Genomic DNA, 20,860 nt, shown 5'->3' with positions numbered 1-20,860 from the left:
GGTTGGTGGTGAATAGTTTTTAAAGAAAGAAAGTGGCAATGGTGTAGATAATTAACCCTACCAGTCCTCCTACGAGTGTTCCGTTCACCCGGATAAACTGAAGATCTTTTCCTACTTCCAGTTCCATTTTTTCACTCAGCTCTTTGCCCTTCCAGTTTCCTACGGTAGAACTGATGAGGTTTCCAAACTGATGGGTATTTTTAAGAATATACTTATAAGCGGTCACTCTTACCCAGTGATCGATCTTATTCTGAAGATTTTCGTCTGTTTTTAAGTTTTGAGAAAACTCATTCAGGTTTTTAGTGAGGTAAACTTTTAAAGCAGAATGGTCCTCCTGAAGTTCTTTCATCAATGTTTTTTTGATAGAAATCCAGATGTCACTGGAATATTCATCCAGTTTATCATTTTTCAGAAGGCCGTTTTTGATGGTTTTAAATTCATCATCCCATTTCGGATCTTCTTTCAGGTCTGTAGAAAATTCATAGATCTTTTGGGTAATAAGGTTTCGGATTTCATGCTGCGGATCTTCCTCTATTTCTTTAAAAAAGTCGGCCAGTCCGCTGGCAATTTTAGTGGCAATCTTATTGTCAACAAAGGAGGGGATAAAAGAATAGCTGCCTTTTTCTACCCGCTCTTTGATCATTTCATCATTTTCGATGATATAGTCTTTGATCTGTTTGGAAAGATTGGTGACAATTCTCTGATGATCATTTTTTTCGAGGATATAATTGATGCCGTTTCCTACTACTTTATTAAGCTTGATATCATCGGTCATTTCAGACACTTTTTTGCTGATAAACTGGCTTACAGAAGTATCATCAAGTTTATTAAGGATATCCAGAACAATATCTGAAAGGTTTCTGATCAGAATGTCCTGACTCTTTTCCTTCGCGAGCCATTCTCCAACGAAGTTTGAAATTTTAATCTTTTGGATGTAGGGACGTATGTTCTGCGGAGAAAGAAAATTACTTACCACAAAACTGCCAAGATTGTCTCCCAGCCTCTGTTTGCTGTTTTCAATAAGGTTGGTATGGGGAATCGGAAGTCCAAGCGGATGCCGGAATAACGCCGTCACCGCGAACCAGTCTGCTAAAGCACCCACCATAGCTGCCTCGGAAAAAGCCCGGACATAACCTACCCAATGGGAATGATTAGACTTCTGAAGTAGGGTGGTGGCTATAAAGATAATGGCCATCAGAACAAATAATCCGGTGGCAAATGCTTTATATTTTCTCAGTTGTTTTCTTTTTGCTTCATCATTCATATTCTCAAATTTAGTAAATTTGGTTGTGAAGTCTGATATTTAATATCCAACCACAAAACTCATAAAAGACACAAATGCTTAAACTTTTGAAAATTAATATTTTACTATTAAAAAATTCAAAGTAGTAAGTTTTTAAACCAAGACGTTTTAAAGTTTCAAAAAGCTATGGTGACTTTTGTGGTTTAATTTTTTAAGCTTAATCTCAAAAATATTTAAAATTCATCCTATGGAAGATAAAGAAGCAAAAAACAATCCATACTACTCCAGAACCGACACTACAAAACTTGATATTTCCAATGAGGAGTGGAAAAAAATTCTGGCGCCCGACTTATATGCTATATCCAGAGAAGCAGCTACGGAAAGAGCGTTTACAGGAAAGTATAACGAATTCGATGAAATCGGAGATTATTATTGTGCGGTTTGTGGCAATCATTTATTCCGCTCCACAACAAAATTCTCCAGCAGTTGCGGATGGCCAAGTTTTTTTGAAGCCGATAAAGAAGGTGTCTATTACAAAAGAGATACTGCCTACGGAATGGAAAGGGTAGAAGTGCTTTGCAAAAGATGCGATTCTCATTTAGGACACGTTTTTGATGATGGTCCAAAGCCAACGGGATTGCGGTATTGTATGAATTCTGTGAGCCTGGAATTTGTTGGAGATTCGGAAAAATAAACCTCTTTAATTCACATAATCAAGACGTTAAAGTTTCTTAAATAGCGTTAAACTTTGTAGAGTTATAACAGTCTGACAGTTATGTTTTTATAATTTTGCCTCACTAATTTGGAATTTAATATTATTGAATGAGAGGAATTTATAGTGTATTAGGCCTTGTGTATATGGTCACGACTTCATTCTATCTTTCGCCGGGAAAGGCTGTAAAGAATGAGAATGTCAATACGACGAAAATTGAAAAAGTAGCAGACACGAAATCTGAGAAGACCGCTGGAAAAGCATCTTCATCAGAAGAATTGTACAAATCAATTCCCTTTGATCCTGAACATGAATTGAACTATGAGGTGTTCTCAAAAGCATTAACAGGATTTGAAAATTTAAAAAAAGCAGGATTGCTGAACCAGGATTCGCATTTATTGACTATTTGCGATTTTTCTATGTCTTCAAACACCAAAAGACTTTGGGTGATTGACACGAATGAGAAAAAGGTACTGTTCAATTCACTGGTAGCACACGGAAAAAATACAGGCGAAGAATTTGCTGCGAATTTTTCTAACACGGAAAGTTCGCTGCAGAGCAGTTTGGGATTTTATATCACGGATGCCACTTACCAGGGAGACAACGGATATTCTTTGAAATTGTTAGGAATGGACAAAGGTTTTAATGATGCAGCGTACAGAAGAGCCATCGTGATGCACGGAGCAGATTATGTAAGCGATGATTTTGCATCAGTGCACAAAAGAATCGGAAGAAGCTGGGGATGTCCCGCTGTACCGAGAGCATTGACACAGCCCATCATTAATACCATAAAAGGACGAAATTGCCTTTTCATTTATTATCCCGATCAGAAGTATCTCTCTTCCTCGGAATGGTTAAAAGCATAAAACACAAGCAGTCAGATTTGACTGCTTTTTTTATTTTTAAAATGTTAGTCTTCAGGTTGGGACGGAAATTCTATAGTAAATACACTCCCTTTTAATACAGCGGAATTTACCTCAAGCCGGCCCTGATGGATTTCTACAATTCTTTTTACAATGGAAAGTCCGATCCCGTTTCCTTTCTCATACTTTTTATTATTTCCGCGGTAGAAAAGATCGAAAATTCTTAGAAGATCTTCCTCAGAAATTCCAATTCCGTGATCGGTAAACCGGATTTTTATTTGGTGAGGTTGGGCTTCAATTTCTACGTGACAACTTTTATCTCCTGAATATTTACACGCATTTTCCATAAGATTTGAGAATGCAATCTGCAAAAGATAAGGGTTTCCATAAAAATCATAATTACTTTCATCTTTATCTCCCGCATGATCCATATAGTTGATCCCGATCTTATAATCACCATTTTTCTGAAGAAGGGCCAGTTTAGCGTCTGCAAGAATTTCATCCAGACGTAATTTTGCACGGCTTATCTGCGAAACATCATAACTCGCACGGGCAAAATCTAAAAGAGCCGAAGATAATTCTGATGCCTGATTGGCATCCTGTAAAGCATTGTCGATAGATAGCTTGTAATCATCCAGAGTGACGTTCAGTTCCTTGGCCAGTTCCAGCTCCGCAATCAAGGTAGAGAGTGGTGTTCTGAACTCATGGGAAATCGTAGTGACAAACTGTTTGTGATTATTAAAAGATTTTTCCAGTCTGTTGAAGGTGGAATTAAAAGTTTCCGTCAGTTCATAAATTTCATCTTTCGCCTTTGGAATATCCAGCCTTTTATTCAAATTGTGCTCCGAAATATCACGAATCTGGATAATAATGTCCTTCAATGGTTTTAAAGTATAGTAAGAAAAGAGGAAACCAATAATGAAAATGACGGCTATAGAAATAATATAAATGATGATAATATCCTTCCTGAACTCTGCAATATGGGCTTTTCCTGTAACGTCCACAGCACTTCCAATGATGTAATATTTTTCACCATTCGATTCAAATTTAATGATGATATACTGGCGGTCTCCCTGTTGCCAAAAAATTCTGTCCTTATTGGTTTTAATGATCAGATCCAGGTATTTTCCATTGCTTTTTGAAGGCGGAATATCTGTAAAGGTTAAGTCTTTATGACTGTTGTAAACACTGATGTCCGCTTCATTCAATAGCTTCTGATTGCGTTGGTGGAGTTCACGGATCTTTTCATCACTGATTTTAGCATCAAAAATAAATTCAGACCTCCAGATCACCTTGTATCCCAGGCGGTCATTAAACTCATCTTCCCTGTTTTTTTCCGATACAACATACAGGACGTAGGCAAACAAAAAAAGAATGCCTGCTGTAAGGATAGAATAAATAAGTGCTGTTCTCGTGGCTATCTTCATAATTGTGAAGTGAAAATGAATCCCAGACCCGGTTTGGTATGAATAAGTTTCTGATCAAAATCCTTATCAATTTTTTTCCGCAGGTAAGCAATATAGACATCGATATAGTTGGTTCCCGTATCAAAATGATTTCCCCAGACATTTTCTGCGATTTCTTCACGTGTCAGAATCCTTTCGGCGTTGCTCATCAGAAAAACCAGGAGTTTGAATTCTTTGGGAGTGAGAATGATCTCCTTGTCATTTCTGAACACCCGGTTGATATTTTTGTCAACCTTCAGATCATGATATTCCAGATGGGTGGAATACGCCTCCTTGCTTTTGCTTGATTTTCGTAGTAAAATAGCCTTTATCCTTACATAAAGTTCCCTTATTTCAAAAGGTTTCACCATATAATCATCTGCACCGGCGTCAAACCCTTCAATCTTCTCATCAATCGTTCCTAAAGCGGTGAGCATGATAATCGGAAGATCAGGATGCCTCTGTTTAATGATCCTGCTTAATTCTATCCCATTCATCCCGGGAAGCATAATATCCGTAATAGCCAGATCGAATGTAATTTTGTTTAGCAAAACAAGAGCATCTTCGGCATCTTCAGAAATATACACCTGGTATTCCTGGCTTTCCAGTCCCCGCTTTAAAAGACCTGAAACCCGTACGTTATCTTCAATAATTAGAACTTTCATTGGTGAAAATATTTAGAAAAGGGAGGCTTTGTTTTTAATGGAATATATTCTTTTAAAAGATGGATATTCATGGTTTCCTAAGCCTGTACAAAGGTATTCTATATTTTTATTTTAGAAGAAAAGATGAAGACTTTTAATAATTTTCTATAAGGTTTCTAATAGTTTTCTAATGACTTTCCCGGTTTTCCAGATCTAATTTTGTCCCGTTGAAATCAACAAAAAGCTAAGAATAGAAAAATATGAATACTAAATCTTTTAAAGCCGGAATTGCACTGTTTTCCCTCTTGGGAATCATGGGAAAATTGGAAGCCCAGAAAAAAAATGATTTTAACAATCCCGGACTGACCCATTATCTTAATGAGGAGCATACCCGCTATGTTTCATTCAGCGGATATGCAGAGCTATGGGCAAGATATACACAGCTCAACCCAGGAAGCCTTATCAATAATGAAGCAAAATCGGATGTTGCAGACCTTTCATTACGAAGAGTAAGGGTGAAAATGACTTATAAACCTACAGAAAAACTGATGTTTGTTTTACAGGGAGGAACGACCAATGTCAATGTGAATGCAAAAGGCAGTAATTATTTTGATTTACTGGATGCCTATGCTGAATATGCTTTCAATGATAAAATTGCTTTTGGTGCAGGACGTTCCACCTGGAGAGGACTGTCGAGATTCACAACAGGACCTCTGAATACTTTGCTGTATGATTTACCCGCTTATGCCACTTCCAATGCCGGAGCTACCGATTATACGGTGAGAGAGCTTGGAGCCTATGTTAAAGGCCAGTTAGGGAAATTTGATTACCGTTTAGTCGTGGCAGATCCTTACACGATGTCAACCAGTGATCCGAAACTAAATGTAGCTTCTTTCAGTAAAAATTCGCCGGGGAAAGATTTTTCAGGATATTTCAGATATGCATTTTTAGATAAAGAAAACATTTCAACTCCTTTTAATTCGGGGACGTATGGCGGCAAGAAAAATGTTCTGAGCCTTGGAGCGGGTTTCGATTATATTCATAAGGCCATGTGGCATCAGGATGTAGATAAAAACACCATCAATGATGACATGAAAAGCTTTGCCGTAGATTTATTTTATGATGCTCCCTTGAACAAAGAAAAGGGAACTTCCGTCAGTGCATACGGGATGGCGATGCACAATGATTACGGACCGAATTATGTTCGTTATGTAGGAACAAACAATCCTGCTACCTCTGTAGATGCTGCCCAGGCAAGCCTGAATGGGGCAGGAAATGCAATGCCCGTTATCGGAACCGGAAATACCTATTATATACAATTGGGAGGTACTCTTCCTTATTTAAATAAAGAAAAAAAGAATCTCCAGCTGCAGCCGGCAGTAGGAATGCAGCTTTCTGATTTGAAGGGTTTGCATGATAATGCAGTGATTTATGATGCCGGAATTTCTTTACTGATGAACGGGATGTCTTCCCGATTGACCTTTGATGCTCAGAACAGACCTGTTTTTACGGGCGACGCCCATAATAATGCGGTTGTATCTGACCGGCAGTGGCAATTTGTTTTGAAATATAGAATTGATTTTAACTAAAAAATAGAACAATGGAAAGAAGAAAATTTTTATTCCGTTCAGTACAGGCTTCGGCTTTACTGCTGATTTCCGGAAATATGTTCGCATCTGTTTTACCTATGTTTAACCCTGTAAAAAAGAAAAAAGTGTACTTCCATTATTTGTTATTCTGGCTGAGAAAAGATTTGTCTGAAGCTGAGGTCAAAGACTTTGAAAACTTTTTTGAAGGCCTTAAAAAATTACCCTATCAAAAGAATCTCCGATACGGAAAACCTGCCGCTTCCAGTCCGCGGAATGTCTTGGACAATACCTTCACCTATAATGCTTCCATGGAGTTTGATACACTCGAAGAACTGGAAGCTTACGGGCAACTGCCGGAGCATCTGGCTCTGGTTCAAAAATACAAACCTTTCTTTGAGAGAATGCTGGTTCATGATACGGTTTACAATTAAAAATAAAAGAATTAAATTGACAATGAAAAATTTCGTTAAAGGCATCAGCCTTATTTTAGCACTAAGCACTGTTGGATTTATGAATGGACAACACAAAAAGCACAAAAGCGTAAGCGTAAGCACTGAAGAGACCAGTGAGTTTATCCCGGCAGTAAGGCTGGTGAACAATCCTGATGGCTCGTGTACTTTCGAAAAAGGGAAAATCCCTACGTTGAAACATATGAATACCACGACTTTCTGGATGAGCAACAAGACCGAAGAGTGGGAGAAAAATGCGCATCCGGCACCCAGAAGGCAATATGTAATCACGCTAAAAGGGAATATTAAATTTAAAGTAACAGATGGTTCCACTTTTATCATTAAACCGGGAGTGATCCTTTTAGCTGAAGACCTTAAAGGAAAAGGACACAGCTGGGACATGGTGAAAAGCAAAGAGTGGGAGAGACTGTATATTCCGATTGCAGAAAATGCGGATGATTTTTTTGTCTCAGATAAGGATTCTGATTAATTATGAATAGAACATTCTATCGTTTTATATCAATCGTACATGTTGAAAGCAGTCCAAAAAGACTGCTTTTTTTGATCATTTTTGGTTTAGTCAATGATGGTTTTGTAGGCGACTAATCTAAATAGTAGTATTGGTCATGACTTACATTATTTAGTTTCTATTTCAATGATTTTTTCCCCATTTTTCCCTAAATAATGAGCAAGTAATTTATCGAAAACTTTATAACCGTTATCTGAAGTGGTGAAAATAAGAAGTCCCTGTTTGGTTTTTGGAAAAATAACGGTGAGACAGAATGATCCTTCGTCGGAACCACCATGTGACAAGGCATATTCTCCATTACCCAGGTCGTAAATGACAAAGCCTAATCCATAGTATTTGTTTTTCCTTGTTTGAACCTGTCTTTTCATCATCTGCAGATAAAGATCCTTGTGAAGATGTCCCCCATTAAGAATATCAGCGAGAAAGTTTCCATAATCTTCTACTGTTGTATGCAGATCATCAGCTGCATTTGCCAATTTATTTTCCTCTGTTTTATACGGTTTCCCATTTTTGTCATAGCCTGTGGCAAATCTGTTTTTATCTGTGTTTTCATCCCAAATATAATTGGTGTCATTCATTTTTAGAGGTTGAAAGATCAGTTCTCTTGCTAATTGTTCCAGTGGTTTTTTGAATTTGTTTTCCATGGCTTTTCTCAAATACTCAAAACCTTCTCCAGAATATTGAAATTTTGTTCCCGGATCAAAATCAAAACTTAATTTTTTGTTTTCTTTCATGAATCTCCAGTTGGGAAAGCCTGTTTGATGACTTAATATTATTCTTGTTGTCAACTGTTTGTTCCTTGGATCATTGGCTATATCAGGATCAGTCCAATATGTATAAACCGGTTCATCAAGATCCCATTTTCCCGTACTCACCAGATGTAATGCTACCATTGCCGTAATTGGTTTGGTGAGGGATGCTACATTGAAAATCGTATTGTAAGGGACTGAGATATCGTCTTTAATTTTTCCGAATACTTTAATCTGTTTTAATGTGCCGCCTTCTATAATGCCGAGCCCAAGAATGGGGATTTTAAGTTCGTGGAGCCATTTTTCAATTTCTTTATCACGATCAAAAATTGAATCTGTAAGGTAAGGGCTATTTACTTTTTCTGCCTGAGCATTGGTATTCGTGGAAAACAGAAGGAGAAATAATAGGGTAAAATAAAAGAGTTTTGTCATTGTCTTATTTTTTTTGACAAAGATTAACTTTCTTATTTTTAGCACAAAAAATAGAACCTGACAAAAACCCGACAATCATCCGACAAGGTTATAAGAGGCTGAAATTCAGTTTGTAAAAAAGTTCTTTGTTTCTGTCTATTTCAGCTGAGTTTCTAAGGATAATAAATATATTGGACAGAAAAATCAAGATGATGATGATAATCGTAAGTGCAGGTCCGGGTTTTAAGAAGATGCCCAATAGAAATGTGACAGGTGCCAGTATGGTCCAAATGATCTGAACCGATATTATTTGTTTTACTAAGGCGTTTTTCTGTTTTAGTTTAAACATCAGAAACAGAGGAACCAAAATATTTAATGGCGGTAGAAACATACAAGGGATAGAAGAAAGATTGATCACTTTTATTAAAGAATAATTCGCTGGAATTTGATCTTCTTTAATTTCAGGATCTTTTGTCTCGATTTCTACGTTTTGAAACTCGCTTTCGGTAGTTTCTAAAGCTTTGGCCAAAACCCGAAGCGTATGACCTTTTGGTTGAGTTCCTGCTTCTATCCGCTGTATTGTCCTGACAGAAATACCAGAGCTCTCGGCCAACTCTTCCTGAGTCAGATTTTTTTTCTCTCTTATTTCTTTCAATTTGGACATGTTACTGTACGTATCGTATGAAATTATTTAAACTTTTTGAAAACTAAAGTCGCATTGTGCCCTCCGAATCCAAAGGCATTACTTAATGCGAAATTGATCTCCTTTTCTTTAGCTTCTCCAAAAACAATATTGACATCTTTAGGGATGTTTTCGTCTATACTGTGAAGGTTGATTGTTGGAGGAATAATTCCTTTTTCTATAGCCTTGATCGAAAGGATAGCTTCAGCAGCTCCGGCAGCTCCCAATAAATGCCCTGTCATAGATTTTGTAGCACTGATATCAAGATTCTTGCTTCCTCTGAATAGAGAACTGATGGCTTTTAATTCTACCAGATCTCCAAGTGGAGTAGAAGTAGCGTGAGGATTGAGATAATCAATATCTTCCATATTGGCTCCTGCTTCCTTCATCGCCAGCTGCATGGCTTTAATGGCACTCACTCCGTCCGGATGAGGGGCTGTCATGTGATAAGCGTCAGCAGTCATCGCAGCGCCCCCAAGTTCAGCATAAATTTTTGCACCCCTTGCTTTGGCATGCTCATACTCTTCAAGGACCAGAGCACCTGCACCTTCACCCATCACAAACCCATCTCTGTCTGCATCATAAGGACGGCTTGCGGTGGCAAAATCATCATTTCTCGTAGACATCGCTTTCATAATGGAGAAGCCACCTACAGAAGCCGGAGTGATCGCTGCTTCAGAACCCCCGCTGATAATGACCTTTGCTTTTCCAAGACGGATATAGTTGAAGGCATCCATTATTGCCGTATTCCCCGTTGCACACGCTGAAATTGTTGTATAATTGATTCCCTGAAGCCCAAACTTCATAGAAATCATTCCTGAAGCCATATTAGCAATAAATTTAGGAACAAAGAAAGGATTAAATCTCGGTGTCCCGTCGCCTTCTGCAAAATTCATGACTTCAGTTTCGAAGGTAAGCATCCCTCCCTGACCGGTACCCCAGATTACTCCGGTATCAAAGGGGTCCATTTTTTCCAGCTCCAGTCCGGAATCCTGAATAGCTTCAGCAGAAGTGTACATCGCATATTGTGAAAAAACATCACTTCTTTTTATTTCGTTGTGGGTCAGATGAACTTTCGGATCAAAGTTTTTCACTTCACAGGCGAAGTGTACTTTAAATTTTTCTGAATCAAAATGGGTAATTAAACCTGCTCCGCTGACACCGTTAATGCTATTTTGCCAAAAATCTTCGACATTGTTCCCCAAAGGCGTCACCGCGCCAAGTCCTGTAATGACAACTCTTTTCATATCTAGTTATTAATTTTGAATAGATTAGAGGTTCCCCTGGCAATGAGTCTTGTTTTGTCTGCGTTCCATATTTCGCATTGCGCATTGACAAACTGCCGCCCTCTTTTTATAATTTTCGTTTCGGCTACAATATTATCATTTTCTTTTGCAGTTGAAAAATAATCGATCACATTATTGATGGTGGTTATGAAAGAATTTTCGTTCAGGGAGAACATGGTGGCTCCGATGATGTCGTCAACGATGGCTGCGGTTACCCCGCCATGAAGATTTCCAATGGGATTCAGCCACTCTGGCCTTACGGTATATTGAAACTCCAAATGTCCTTCTTCTACAGAAAGAACAATAGGATTGAGCCATTTCATAAACGGTGATGGTGACTGGTCAAATTCCTTTCCGATGAATTGTTGCAGTTGTGCTAATCTGTCCATATTTTTCTGTTTTATTTTTCTAAAATCATCGTGACCCCCTGTCCGCGTGCTGCGCAGATGGAGATAAATCCTTTTCCGCTTCCTTTTTCGTGGAGCAGTTTGGCAAGCGTACCGATAATTCTCCCGCCTGTAGCAGCAAAGGGATGCGCTACGGCAAGGCTTCCGCCTTTTACATTCAGTTTGCTTCTGTCAATTTTTCCCAATGCTTTTTCCAGACCGAATTTTTTAGCCAGATCATCATTTTCCCAGATTTTGATGGTGGCCAGAACCTGAGCCGCAAATGCTTCGTGAATTTCGTAATAATCAAAATCTTCCAGACTCATTCCAGCCTTTCTAAGCATTCTGTCAGCAGCAAAAACGGGAGCCAGAAGCAGATTCTGCTTGTTTTCCACATATTCAATTCCTGCCACCTCTGAGAAAGTGACATAGGCTAAAATAGGAAGGCCATTGGCATTTGCCCATTCTTCGCTGCCCATTAAAAGGGCTGAAGCACCATCGGTAAAGGGGGTTGAATTTCCGGCAGTCAAGGTTCCGTTTTCTTTATCAAAAGCCGGTTTCAGCTGGGAAAGCTTTTCAATGCTGGTATCTCTGCGGAGATTATTGTCTTTATCAAGGCCAAAAGCAGGAATAATCATATCGTCGAAAAAACCTTCGTCGTAAGCTTTAGCCATATTCTGATGACTTTTTAAAGCCAGTTCATCCTGTTCTTCGCGGGAGATATTGTAATATTTGGCTGTGATTTCTGTATGTCCACCCATCACCAGACCTGTTTTCGGCTCCTGTCCTTTGTAAGCAATAGGCATCCAGTCTTTAAGTTTTGGAGTCAGCAGTTGTTTCAGTTTTCCAAACGCTGATTTTTCTTTGTTGGCTTTTAATAATGCTTTTCTTAATCTTGGTGCAGATTCAAATGGGATGTTACTCATAGCTTCAACACCACAGGCAATACCACTCTCAATTTGTCCCAGTGCAATTTTATTTCCAATATAAACGGCAGCTTCAATTCCTGTATCACAGGCTTGCTGAAGATCACATGCAGGCGTGGCGGGATCCAAAGCCGTATTCATCACAGATTCTCTGATGAGGTTGCTTTCGGAGATATGTTTGATCACAGCTCCTCCGGCTACTTCACCCAGAAGTTTTCCCTGTAAGCGGTATTTATTGATCAGTCCGTTGAGCGCAGCTTCCAGAAGTTCCTGATTATCCAGGTCCGCATAGGCTGTATTGATTCTTGCGAAAGGGATTCTGCTGTATCCTACGATAGCCACTTTTTTTGTTTCCATAGTGAAAAATTTATGAGGGAAGTATTTTTAATTCTTTATCGATCATGAATGCGATTCTGTCTAGGGCCATATGTAAATATTTTTCCTCTTCTGTTGTTTTGGACAGTAATATTCCGCCTTCAATCATCATGATAAACAGAGAACCATACTCATCCGCATCTATAGTTGGATGTATTTCTCCGTTTTGCTGACCGTCTGCAATAACATTTGCTATTTTTTTAATCCAAATTTCAAACGATCGGGTGACCTGTTTTTTCAGGCTGGGAAAAGTATCATCGGCTTCAGTGGCGGCATTCATCAAAGGACAGCCTCCGTTTTTAAATACCGCTTTCCAGTTTTTACGGTAAAAATTGACAAAAGCGTTGAGTTTATCAATGGTCGTTGGAAATTCTTCTCCTAAAGACCGGGCCATGTTTTTGGCTAGAAGGTTTGAATTGTATTTATATACTTCAAGAGCTACTTCATCCTTATTTTCGAAATTTCCGTAGATACTGCCTTTCGTTAAACCTGTTACCTCTGTGATATCAGACAAAGACGTAGACAAATAGCCCTTCGTATTAAATAAAGAAGCTGTTTTTTCAATGATAAACTGTTTGGTCTTTTCTGCTTTTGACATTTAAGTGTTTAATTTCAATACAAATATACAAAAATATACCGATTGGTATATTTTATTTTATAACTGTTTTTTTACCACCAAAGTTTTTGAACACTTTAGTTATTTTTAAGTTCAATACATCATGCATAAGAAGTCCACTTAAGCTTCTTTAAAAATCTTTGATTTTTTACTTATGTGGTCTAATTATTTTCAGGAGGTTAAAACTTTTAAAACTAAAGTGTTCTAAAGTGTTTAAATGACTTAAAAGTTTTTGTGGCTTTTGTGGTTAAAAATACACTAAGTTGTATGGAAATCAGAGATTTTCTATGAAGAATTAAACCATTAAGATTTTTTAATCAAATAAGACTAATTAAGAAAATCCTAATGGTTTAAATAAAGAAATTTGAATATTATTGAGCTAAAGTAGCATTCAAAGTAATTTCAAAGTTGAAAGCTGCGCTTACCGGGCATCCTTCTTCAGCGATTTTGGCAAATTTCTGGAATTCTTCTTCTGAAAGCCCCGGAACTTTTGCCGTTAAAGTCAGTTCAGATTTTGTGATCTTTCCTACGCTTGGGTCAAGAGTAATCACAGAAGTTGTTTTTAGCTCTTCAGGTGTAAAACCTGCCTGAGAAAGTTCTGCACTTAACTTCATCGTGAAACATCCTGCGTGCGCTGCGGCAAGTAATTCTTCAGGGTTCGTTCCCACTCCGTCAGCAAAACGGCTGTTGAAAGAATACTGGGTTTCGTTTAAAGTGGTGCTTTGAGTGGTTAAATGTCCTTTACCTTCTTTGATGTTACCGTTCCAAACGGCGGTTGCGTTACGTTTCATAATGTTTGCTTTTTGTTGTTTTTAATATATTGATTTTGATGATACAAAGATAGGGTGGTTGAAAGCCGGATTCAATAGATAAAATGACTTAAATATTGTACTTTTTTCCCGACGGGTAGTTTTTCTTGAAATTGGCAGGTGTGCTTCCGGTTTTATTGGTGAAAAGCCGGTTGAAATAAGCCGGATCCTCATAGCCAAGATCGTGCGCAATTTCTTTCACAGGTTTATCGGTGTAGAAAAGAAGTCTTTTCGCTTCCAGTAAAATTCTGTTGATGATCAGCTGGTTGGGAGATTCTATATTCAGGCTTTTAAACTTATGTGTTAATGTTTTCGGGGCCATATGAAGGAGTTCCGCATAGTCAGCCACATTGTGTTTCTCTCTGAAATGAATTTCAAGATATCTGCTGAAATCCCTGAAGATATCCAGTTCAGTGCCCGGAATTTTTACTGTATCATTATTAAGATGTTGTTTTTTCCAGTTTCTGGTAGCCCGGATGATGATCTGTTTCACATACGTTCTGATCATTTCCTCAGCAGAAGAATCTTTCCATTCGAGCTCATCTTTTATATGCTGGAATAAATTTTTAATATCGGAAATTTCAGCATCGGTCAGTTCTACAAAAGGAATTTCAAATACATTATGGAACAGGAGTCCGTCGCAGGCTACTTCTTTATCGTGGATTTGGATGCAATAGAAATCACGGTTATAGTACAGCAGAGTAGAGTCCTCTTTTCCTTTTTCTATGGAGAGATGCTGATTGGTGAGGAAGAACAGGGAAGGTTTTGAGACTTTGTAATGATTAAAATCTACAGTAAGCTCATAGCCTTCCGGAATGAAAAGGATTTTGATATCATATCTGAATTGAGTCCCATTGATCTTCTCCAGATTGTCCTGGGAGAATAGTTCGAGCCCGAGTTTCTTATAGTGATCTTCAAAAATAAGCTGCTGCATACAATGACTTTAGCCTAAAGATACAAAAAAGAAGGTTTTGCCCATGTTAATAAATACAATCGGTTTCTTATATGCGTGATTTTACAGGATCAATCCGACTTCTATTATTCATTATGGGTGTGATTTTTAATTTTTATTTAACTTTATTAATGAAAAGCGTAAAAAAAATAAAAATTATATATTAGTTGATTAGTTTTTTATCAATTTTGTAAAAAGTACGGTATTGAATGATAACTTTAACTTCTTCAAAGATTAAATGAGCAAGCTAGAAAATATTTTGAGAGAAATCACCCCGTTATCTCCCGAGGACAGTTTTCTTGTATTTGACAGGATAAAAGCATCCTTTGATTTCCCCTATCATTATCATCCGGAGATCGAGATCAATTTTATCAGCAAAGGAAAAGGATACCGCCGGATGATCGGGGACCACACCGGAGAGATCGGCGACATCGAACTGGTATTGGTAGGTCCCAATTTACCACACTGCTGGGCCAACCACAAGTGCAAAAACCGCAAGACCCATGAGATCACGGTACAGTTCAATCAGGATTTTTTTAACCAGTCGATGATGGATAAAAATATTCTGAAGCCCATCAGCAACCTGATGAAGGACTCGATTCGGGGAATTTTATTTTCTCAGGAAACCGCTGAAAAATTGAAAGACTCCTTTCTCAATTTATCAAAGATGAACAGCTTTGAATCTTTTATTGAGATCATGAAAATTCTTAATGAACTGGCCATTGCTGAAGATAAAACGCTTTTGTCCTCGTACAGCATAGAATCGGAAACCTTTGCAGATAATGATAAAATGAAGATTGTTCATGATTTTGTCCATAAGAATTTTGAAAATAAAATAACACTCCATGATGCTGCTTCGCTTATCAATATGAGCAGTGTAACTTTCAACAGATTCATTAAGAAAAGAACGGGTAAAACTTTTGTGAATTATCTGAACGAAATCAGAATTAGCTATGCTGCCCGGTGGTTGATGGAGAAAAATCTGACTGTTTTTGAGACCGCTTTTGAGGCTGGATTTAATAATATAGCTAATTTCAACAAAGTTTTCAAATCCATCAAAAAAACAACACCTACTGAATTTAAGGAACTTTTTAAAGGGGTGAAAAAAATTGAGTAACCTATTTTAAATTAACGAAATACATTGTATATACTTAAGATCCGGATACGTCTATCCGGATCTTTTTTTGATGCACGACAGATGCTTTTTAGTCAAAAAGTGTTAAAAAAATAGCAGGTAAATAATTCAAAAAGACAAAAGCCTCAAATGGGCGTACTGTGTTGCAAATCAGTGGATAAATTGATCGGTCAAAAAATACCTGAAAGAATAATATCGTTTTATGATAAAATAGCATTATATCTGATTGTGAACAAAATTTAGATTTGCTAATATGAATTAAATCTTAACAAAACTTTAATTATTTAATGCATATGGAACATAATGTTGAAGAAAAAAGAAGATTCATATTGTTTTATATAGTAAATAATATTTAAAGTGATGGAATTGATTCTCAAATAAACCTTAATAAAACTAAACCTTATGAGAAAAACTGTTATACCGGTTTTATTAGTTTTTTCTTTGTCTGCTTACGCACAGGAAACTAAAAAGGCAGATACTGCTAATACAACCAAAATCGAAGAGGTGGTTGTAACTTCTTTAGGAATAAAAAGGCAGGCCCGTTCTTTAACGTATTCAAGCCAGCAGATCGGGGGAGATGAACTTACAGCAGTGAAAACTCCCAATTTTTTAAATTCTATCAGTGGAAAAGTTTCCAACGTACAGATCAATAGAACTAACGGGGTGGGAAGTTCGGTTAGGGTTTTAATGAGAGGAAATAAATCTGCCAACAGCAGCCAGCCACTGTATGTAATAGATGGTATACCGATTATTAACGGAGTTGGAAAGGCTCCTGAGGCCAGCCAATATTCTACCATGCCTGATGCAGGAGATGTGTTAAGCTCCATCAATCCGGATGATATTGAAAGCATGAACTTCTTAAAAGGAGCTTCTGCTTCCGCTCTTTATGGCTCTATGGGAGGTAATGGGGTGATACTGATTACCACTAAAAAAGGAAAACTGGGTAGAAGTTCTATAAGCTATAATACCAGTCTGACAGTAGATCAGGCCTATAGTCTTCCCAAGCTGCAGCATAGCTATCTTTCTTATGATCCAGCAGTCTCCGGCCAAACGCCGGGTGTTTCCAATGAAAGCTGGGGAGCAAAAGGGGTTTCTAAGGATCACCTGAAAGATTTCCTCCAGAATGGAACGACATGGGTGAACAGCCTTTCTTTCCAGTCAGGAACTGAAAAATCAACGAATTATTTCTCGATAGGAAATACGACGAATAAAGGAATTGTTCCTTCTTCTTATTTCGATCAATACAATGTTTCTTTTAGAAATTCCAGCAAATATCTGAATGATAAGCTAACGTTGGATGCTAATTTTATTGGGTCATTGCAAAATAGTGTCAACAGACAGACTCCCGGTGTTTCTTTTTCACCTTTAGTCAGTTTATATTGGTTGCCAAGAGGCGTAGATTTTGATCAATATAATGATAGTAACTATTCTTATATCGACAAAACGAGACTATTACCTGCTCAAAACTGGTGGGCGATAGGACCGGATGGAAAATTCAACGGAAATCCTGCAACGCAAAACCCTTACTGGATATTAAACAGAAATAAAGTTACTGTTAATAACAAAAATACGTATAGTGCTTTATCGCTTGCCTATCAAATCAATCCTTGGTTATCTGCAAGGGTAAGAGGGAATTATAGCTGGAATGTGACGGATAGCCAGAGAGGCGTCTCTGCCTATTCAGATCCAAATCTTATAACGAGTAGCGGAATTAATGGAAGACTCCTTCAAAACAAATATGAAAACTCTTCTACTTATGGGGATGTCTTATTAGTAGGAAGTCCAAAGTTGAGCGAAGATATTTCGTTAGACTTTACGGTGGGTGGAAGTATCAATACTTCAAGAAATACAGTGACAGAAATTGATAATGCCTATTTGTCAGCTCCGAATTTATTTACAGTCAGTAATCTGCAATGGAATGTAGACAGGAGCGTAGGAGACGGGTTTCATCACATAAATTACAGCACTAAAAAACAAGTACAATCGGTTTTTGCAAGCGCATCTTTGGGCTACAAGAATATGGTTTATGTAGATATGACCTTTAGAAATGATTGGGATTCTACATTAGCATTTACAGGAACTAGTGGGTACGATTATGAATCTGTAGGGCTTAATGCTGTATTATCCTCCATCTTTAAACTGCCTGAAACCATTAGCTTTTGGAAAATCAGAGGATCTTATGCTACCGTAGGATTAGGATTGCCTGCCAATTTAACAACTGCTACAATTCCATATAATACGGCTTATGGATATACTGTAGATGCGGGGCAAATTTTATACCCTAAATATTCACTCGTGACAGACCCTGCTTTCAGTGAATTGTTTGTAAAACCGGAACTCAATAAGACTTTTGAAGTGGGGACTGAATTAAGATTGTTCAAAAACCGTTTAAATTTTGATATCACCTACTATAATTCAAAAGCCACGAACCAGCTTCTGCCAGTTACGATCTCCTCTAATTTAGGAGGTTTGCCATCCGGTTCCTATTATGTAAACGCTGGAAAAATACAAAATACAGGTTTTGAATCTTCTCTGTCCTATAAAATATTTGATTCAGGAAAATTCGGCTGGACAGCTAATTTAAATGGGTCTACCAACAAAAACAAAATTGTAGAATTATTTCCAGACAGATTAAAAGTTCCGGAAAATCTACCTCTTGCACTTACTGGTGGTGGTGCTTATACGAAACTTAAAGTAGGCGGATCTTTCGGAGACATCTATGGGATCAAATTCCTGAGAGATGACCAGGGAAGAATTCTGGTGGATGCTGATGGAAAACCTTTGGCAGAAAAAAACATTGATTATTTAGGGAATCCGAATCCTAAATTTATGTTAGGATTTAACAACTCTTTTAATATTGGAAAATTAGGGATTTCTTTTCTGATTGATGGGAAGTTTGGAGGTAAAGTACTGTCGCTTACAGAAAAAGCAAATGATATGCTTGGGGTGAGCCAGGCGAGTGCTGCTGCCAGAGATGCTGGCGGAGTATCGATCCCGAATGCTGTATATGCGCCAGGAACTCCGAATGCAGGAGCTGCATATACCGGACTAACCGATGCTAAAGTTTATTATAAAGCTGTAGGAGCCAACCAGGAAGGAGCAGGGATTGATGAAGCCTATATATACAGTGCAACTACTGTAAGACTGCGCCAAGCGTCTATCGCATATACTTTTGATATTAACTCCAGCTATCTGAGAAATGCAACCGTAAGTATTGTGGGAACAAATCTGTTTTTCTTTTATAAAAAAGCACCGTTTGATCCTGAACAGGTTTCAGGAAACACACCTGGCGGTGTAGGAGTGGATTCTTTTGGGATACCAATTACCAGATCGATCGGATTATCATTAAAAGCTAACTTCTAAATATACCATACTGAAATGAAAATAAATAATTTTAAAACTTATATACTTGGAGTAGCGGTGTTTTTTTCTGCCTCCAGCTGCACCGGAGACTTTGAAGACTTTAATCAGCAAAAAGTAGGGGGTCCGGAAAATTTTTATGCAGATTTTAAAGCAATTGTAGATCCAATGAAATCAATGCAAAGAGGTTTTCAGGCAGATTATCAGTTAGCGACCAATCTTAATGCAGATATGTATAGCGGAATGTTCAGTACAGCATCACAATTTAATGGGGGGACAAATAATCTTACCTATTTAATGATGGATGGATGGAACAATAGAATCATTGCGAGACAGCAGGATACTTTTAATAATTCTATTATTATTGATAATGCCGCGAAAAACAATTATCCGGGAATAGATTTCACCGCAACTTTTGCCGTGAAAAAAATATTGAAAATTCTTACAGCATCAAGAGTTTCAGATCGTCACGGACCCGTAGTGTACAGCAAATATGACACCCCTAATGCAAACGGTATTACAGATTTCGATTCTCAGCAGGACGCTTACAATAATTTTATTCATGACCTTACCGTTGCCATTGCTGATTTGCAAAAAGTACAAAATACATCCGCTACACAGAACGTAGAAGATAAAAGTGTGGTGAAAAAATCAGATTTGATTTATGGTGGAGATATAGCTAAATGGGCAAAACTGGCCAATTCTCTTAAGCTGAGGTTTGCGTTACGTATGAGCTATGCTGATCCCGCAAAGTCAAGACAGTATGCTGAAGAAGCGCTCGCCTCATCCGCAGGATTGATAGCAGACAATGCAGACAATGCTTTGATCAGTGTTGGGCAGCACGAATTAAGTTTTATTATCTATTCGTGGGGTGACTGCTCTATAGGGGCACCCATCATGGCTTATATGAATGGTTTCAAAGATCCCAGACTTCCTGCGTATGCCAATCCGGCAACTGATCCGGCAACCTATATCAATGGTAAACCTCAATATATAGGGATACGTCAAGGGATTAATTTAATCAATGGACAACCTACTTATGGCGGTTATTCTCAACCGGCAGCAAGAGCGGCCAGCGGTGATTATTTTTCCGGCGTAAACGGAAAGTTCAAATTGTTTACGGCTGCTGAAACCTGGTTTTTAAAAGCTGAGGCAGCCTTGAGGGGGTATTCAGGGGCAGGCGATATACAAGCCAATTATCAGGCAGGTGTCAGCCAATCTTTTGGAGAATGGGGTAAAAGTGCTGACGCAGCTACTTATCTTGCCGATGGTGTTTCTACAGAAGCTCCTTATATTGATCCAAAAAATGCAGAGAATAATGTACTGGCTGGAAATTCACAATTAAGTACAATTACAATTGCCTGGAACAGCGGTGATTCTAACGAAAAGAAACTGGAAAGAATTATCACTCAAAAATGGCTGGCTCTTTATCCCGATGGTCCTGAAGCATGGACAGAACAGAGAAGAACAGGGTATCCGGTTTTATTCAAAGTCAGAAAAAATGATAGTGGCGGATTAATCAATACAGATCAGATGATCAGAAGAGTTCCGTTCACCAATGATACCAAAAACTCAACTTTTAATTACGCACAGGCCGTTCAGCAATTAGGCGGTCCTGATAACGGAGGTACCAAACTGTGGTGGGATAAAAAGTAATAATTTTAAGCAGATCAAAAATAAAGATAGAGAGGCCATCTCA

19 protein-coding genes are annotated in these 20,860 nt (G+C 38.1%); 8 read left to right on the top strand and 11 right to left on the bottom strand.

The annotated features are described in order from the left end of the window. Positions 1 to 19: 19 nt before the first annotated feature. Complete coding sequence (locus tag BW964_RS11760) at positions 20 to 1,264, bottom strand: DUF445 domain-containing protein (RefSeq protein ID WP_076507399.1); 1,245 nt, start codon at positions 1,262 to 1,264, stop codon at positions 20 to 22. A 226-nt stretch (positions 1,265 to 1,490) separates the two neighbouring features. Between BW964_RS11760 and msrB the strand changes: the two genes are divergently transcribed. Both msrB and BW964_RS11750 read left to right on the top strand, forming a co-directional pair. Next, positions 1,491 to 1,937, top strand: coding sequence for a peptide-methionine (R)-S-oxide reductase MsrB (gene msrB, locus BW964_RS11755; protein ID WP_084175829.1), 447 nt, complete (start codon positions 1,491 to 1,493; stop codon positions 1,935 to 1,937). A gap of 128 nt (positions 1,938 to 2,065) precedes the next feature. Next, positions 2,066 to 2,821: a murein L,D-transpeptidase catalytic domain family protein gene (locus BW964_RS11750; RefSeq protein ID WP_076507395.1), complete on the top strand. Its 756-nt coding sequence runs from the start codon at positions 2,066 to 2,068 to the stop codon at positions 2,819 to 2,821. Positions 2,822 to 2,865: 44 nt separating this feature from the next. On the opposite strand, the gene BW964_RS11745 is transcribed toward BW964_RS11750, so the two are convergent. Further along, a complete protein-coding gene (locus BW964_RS11745) occupies positions 2,866 to 4,245 on the bottom strand; it encodes a HAMP domain-containing sensor histidine kinase (protein WP_076507393.1) in 1,380 nt (459 codons plus the stop codon). Then, on the bottom strand, positions 4,242 to 4,928 hold the full coding sequence (locus BW964_RS11740; protein WP_076507392.1) for a response regulator transcription factor: 687 nt from the start codon (positions 4,926 to 4,928) through the stop codon (positions 4,242 to 4,244). Before BW964_RS11740 ends, BW964_RS11745 begins: the two co-directional genes overlap by 4 nt. Positions 4,929 to 5,167: 239 nt before the next feature. Between BW964_RS11740 and BW964_RS11735 the strand changes: the two genes are divergently transcribed. The 3 genes from BW964_RS11735 to BW964_RS11725 are packed head-to-tail and all read left to right on the top strand — an operon-like array spanning position 5,168 to position 7,435. After that, positions 5,168 to 6,496, top strand: a complete 1,329-nt coding sequence (locus BW964_RS11735) for a hypothetical protein (protein WP_076507390.1) — start codon at positions 5,168 to 5,170, stop codon at positions 6,494 to 6,496. 11 nt (positions 6,497 to 6,507) lie between these two features. Beyond that, the gene (locus BW964_RS11730; RefSeq protein WP_076507388.1) at positions 6,508 to 6,927 is read left to right on the top strand and encodes a Dabb family protein; all 420 of its coding nucleotides are present in this window, start codon (positions 6,508 to 6,510) and stop codon (positions 6,925 to 6,927) included. A 22-nt stretch (positions 6,928 to 6,949) separates the two neighbouring features. Then, the gene (locus BW964_RS11725; protein WP_076507922.1) at positions 6,950 to 7,435 is read left to right on the top strand and encodes a cupin domain-containing protein; all 486 of its coding nucleotides are present in this window, start codon (positions 6,950 to 6,952) and stop codon (positions 7,433 to 7,435) included. 146 nt (positions 7,436 to 7,581) lie between these two features. Here the strand turns inward: BW964_RS11725 and BW964_RS11720 are convergent, their stop codons facing one another. From BW964_RS11720 to BW964_RS11685, 8 genes are all read right to left on the bottom strand, one after another. Continuing rightward, positions 7,582 to 8,655 (bottom strand): serine hydrolase domain-containing protein, encoded by a 1,074-nt coding sequence (locus tag BW964_RS11720; RefSeq protein ID WP_076507387.1) that lies wholly within the window; start codon positions 8,653 to 8,655, stop codon positions 7,582 to 7,584. 88 nt (positions 8,656 to 8,743) lie between these two features. Next, a complete protein-coding gene (locus tag BW964_RS11715; protein WP_076507385.1) occupies positions 8,744 to 9,298 on the bottom strand; it encodes a helix-turn-helix domain-containing protein in 555 nt (184 codons plus the stop codon). A 23-nt stretch (positions 9,299 to 9,321) separates the two neighbouring features. Beyond that, positions 9,322 to 10,563: a beta-ketoacyl-ACP synthase II gene (fabF, locus tag BW964_RS11710; RefSeq protein WP_076507383.1), complete on the bottom strand. Its 1,242-nt coding sequence runs from the start codon at positions 10,561 to 10,563 to the stop codon at positions 9,322 to 9,324. Between the two features lie 2 nt (positions 10,564 to 10,565). Beyond that, a complete protein-coding gene (locus tag BW964_RS11705; RefSeq protein ID WP_072924627.1) occupies positions 10,566 to 10,991 on the bottom strand; it encodes a PaaI family thioesterase in 426 nt (141 codons plus the stop codon). A gap of 11 nt (positions 10,992 to 11,002) precedes the next feature. After that, a complete protein-coding gene (locus tag BW964_RS11700; protein WP_076507381.1) occupies positions 11,003 to 12,271 on the bottom strand; it encodes an acetyl-CoA C-acetyltransferase in 1,269 nt (422 codons plus the stop codon). A 10-nt stretch (positions 12,272 to 12,281) separates the two neighbouring features. Further along, the gene (locus tag BW964_RS11695; RefSeq protein ID WP_076507379.1) at positions 12,282 to 12,887 is read right to left on the bottom strand and encodes a TetR/AcrR family transcriptional regulator; all 606 of its coding nucleotides are present in this window, start codon (positions 12,885 to 12,887) and stop codon (positions 12,282 to 12,284) included. A gap of 389 nt (positions 12,888 to 13,276) precedes the next feature. Continuing rightward, positions 13,277 to 13,696, bottom strand: a complete 420-nt coding sequence (locus BW964_RS11690) for an OsmC family protein (RefSeq protein ID WP_076507377.1) — start codon at positions 13,694 to 13,696, stop codon at positions 13,277 to 13,279. An 88-nt stretch (positions 13,697 to 13,784) separates the two neighbouring features. Continuing rightward, positions 13,785 to 14,648 (bottom strand): helix-turn-helix domain-containing protein, encoded by an 864-nt coding sequence (locus BW964_RS11685; protein ID WP_076507375.1) that lies wholly within the window; start codon positions 14,646 to 14,648, stop codon positions 13,785 to 13,787. Between the two features lie 256 nt (positions 14,649 to 14,904). Between BW964_RS11685 and BW964_RS11680 the strand changes: the two genes are divergently transcribed. The 3 genes from BW964_RS11680 to BW964_RS11670 all read left to right on the top strand — a co-directional run bounded on the left by BW964_RS11680 (position 14,905) and on the right by BW964_RS11670 (position 20,817). Beyond that, positions 14,905 to 15,783, top strand: a complete 879-nt coding sequence (locus tag BW964_RS11680; RefSeq protein WP_076507374.1) for an AraC family transcriptional regulator — start codon at positions 14,905 to 14,907, stop codon at positions 15,781 to 15,783. A 420-nt stretch (positions 15,784 to 16,203) separates the two neighbouring features. Next, entirely contained in the window at positions 16,204 to 19,164 is a 2,961-nt protein-coding gene (locus BW964_RS11675) for a SusC/RagA family TonB-linked outer membrane protein (protein ID WP_084175825.1), read from the top strand. Positions 19,165 to 19,179: 15 nt separating this feature from the next. Next, a complete protein-coding gene (locus BW964_RS11670) occupies positions 19,180 to 20,817 on the top strand; it encodes a SusD/RagB family nutrient-binding outer membrane lipoprotein (protein ID WP_076507372.1) in 1,638 nt (545 codons plus the stop codon). The last annotated feature ends 43 nt before the right edge of the window (positions 20,818 to 20,860 follow it).

This window comes from Chryseobacterium shigense (genome assembly GCF_900156575.1).
Taxonomy (GTDB): domain Bacteria; phylum Bacteroidota; class Bacteroidia; order Flavobacteriales; family Weeksellaceae; genus Chryseobacterium; species Chryseobacterium shigense.
This window is presented reverse-complemented; position numbering and strand designations above follow the sequence as displayed.

What these genes read in the sequence shown, in the direction of transcription:
- BW964_RS11745 (WP_076507393.1), bottom strand. Translation starts at nt 4,245, where the DNA reads ATGAAGATAGCCACGAGAACAGCACTTATTTATTCTATCCTTACAGCA.
- BW964_RS11735 (WP_076507390.1), top strand. Translation starts at nt 5,168, where the DNA reads ATGAATACTAAATCTTTTAAAGCCGGAATTGCACTGTTTTCCCTCTTG.
- msrB (WP_084175829.1), top strand. Translation starts at nt 1,491, where the DNA reads ATGGAAGATAAAGAAGCAAAAAACAATCCATACTACTCCAGAACCGAC.
- BW964_RS11730 (WP_076507388.1), top strand. Translation starts at nt 6,508, where the DNA reads ATGGAAAGAAGAAAATTTTTATTCCGTTCAGTACAGGCTTCGGCTTTA.
- BW964_RS11680 (WP_076507374.1), top strand. Translation starts at nt 14,905, where the DNA reads ATGAGCAAGCTAGAAAATATTTTGAGAGAAATCACCCCGTTATCTCCC.
- BW964_RS11720 (WP_076507387.1), bottom strand. Translation starts at nt 8,655, where the DNA reads ATGACAAAACTCTTTTATTTTACCCTATTATTTCTCCTTCTGTTTTCC.
- BW964_RS11725 (WP_076507922.1), top strand. Translation starts at nt 6,950, where the DNA reads ATGAAAAATTTCGTTAAAGGCATCAGCCTTATTTTAGCACTAAGCACT.
- BW964_RS11705 (WP_072924627.1), bottom strand. Translation starts at nt 10,991, where the DNA reads ATGGACAGATTAGCACAACTGCAACAATTCATCGGAAAGGAATTTGAC.
- BW964_RS11715 (WP_076507385.1), bottom strand. Translation starts at nt 9,298, where the DNA reads ATGTCCAAATTGAAAGAAATAAGAGAGAAAAAAAATCTGACTCAGGAA.
- BW964_RS11750 (WP_076507395.1), top strand. Translation starts at nt 2,066, where the DNA reads ATGAGAGGAATTTATAGTGTATTAGGCCTTGTGTATATGGTCACGACT.
- BW964_RS11760 (WP_076507399.1), bottom strand. Translation starts at nt 1,264, where the DNA reads ATGAATGATGAAGCAAAAAGAAAACAACTGAGAAAATATAAAGCATTT.
- BW964_RS11695 (WP_076507379.1), bottom strand. Translation starts at nt 12,887, where the DNA reads ATGTCAAAAGCAGAAAAGACCAAACAGTTTATCATTGAAAAAACAGCT.
- BW964_RS11670 (WP_076507372.1), top strand. Translation starts at nt 19,180, where the DNA reads ATGAAAATAAATAATTTTAAAACTTATATACTTGGAGTAGCGGTGTTT.
- BW964_RS11685 (WP_076507375.1), bottom strand. Translation starts at nt 14,648, where the DNA reads ATGCAGCAGCTTATTTTTGAAGATCACTATAAGAAACTCGGGCTCGAA.
- fabF (WP_076507383.1), bottom strand. Translation starts at nt 10,563, where the DNA reads ATGAAAAGAGTTGTCATTACAGGACTTGGCGCGGTGACGCCTTTGGGG.
- BW964_RS11690 (WP_076507377.1), bottom strand. Translation starts at nt 13,696, where the DNA reads ATGAAACGTAACGCAACCGCCGTTTGGAACGGTAACATCAAAGAAGGT.
- BW964_RS11700 (WP_076507381.1), bottom strand. Translation starts at nt 12,271, where the DNA reads ATGGAAACAAAAAAAGTGGCTATCGTAGGATACAGCAGAATCCCTTTC.
- BW964_RS11740 (WP_076507392.1), bottom strand. Translation starts at nt 4,928, where the DNA reads ATGAAAGTTCTAATTATTGAAGATAACGTACGGGTTTCAGGTCTTTTA.
- BW964_RS11675 (WP_084175825.1), top strand. Translation starts at nt 16,204, where the DNA reads ATGAGAAAAACTGTTATACCGGTTTTATTAGTTTTTTCTTTGTCTGCT.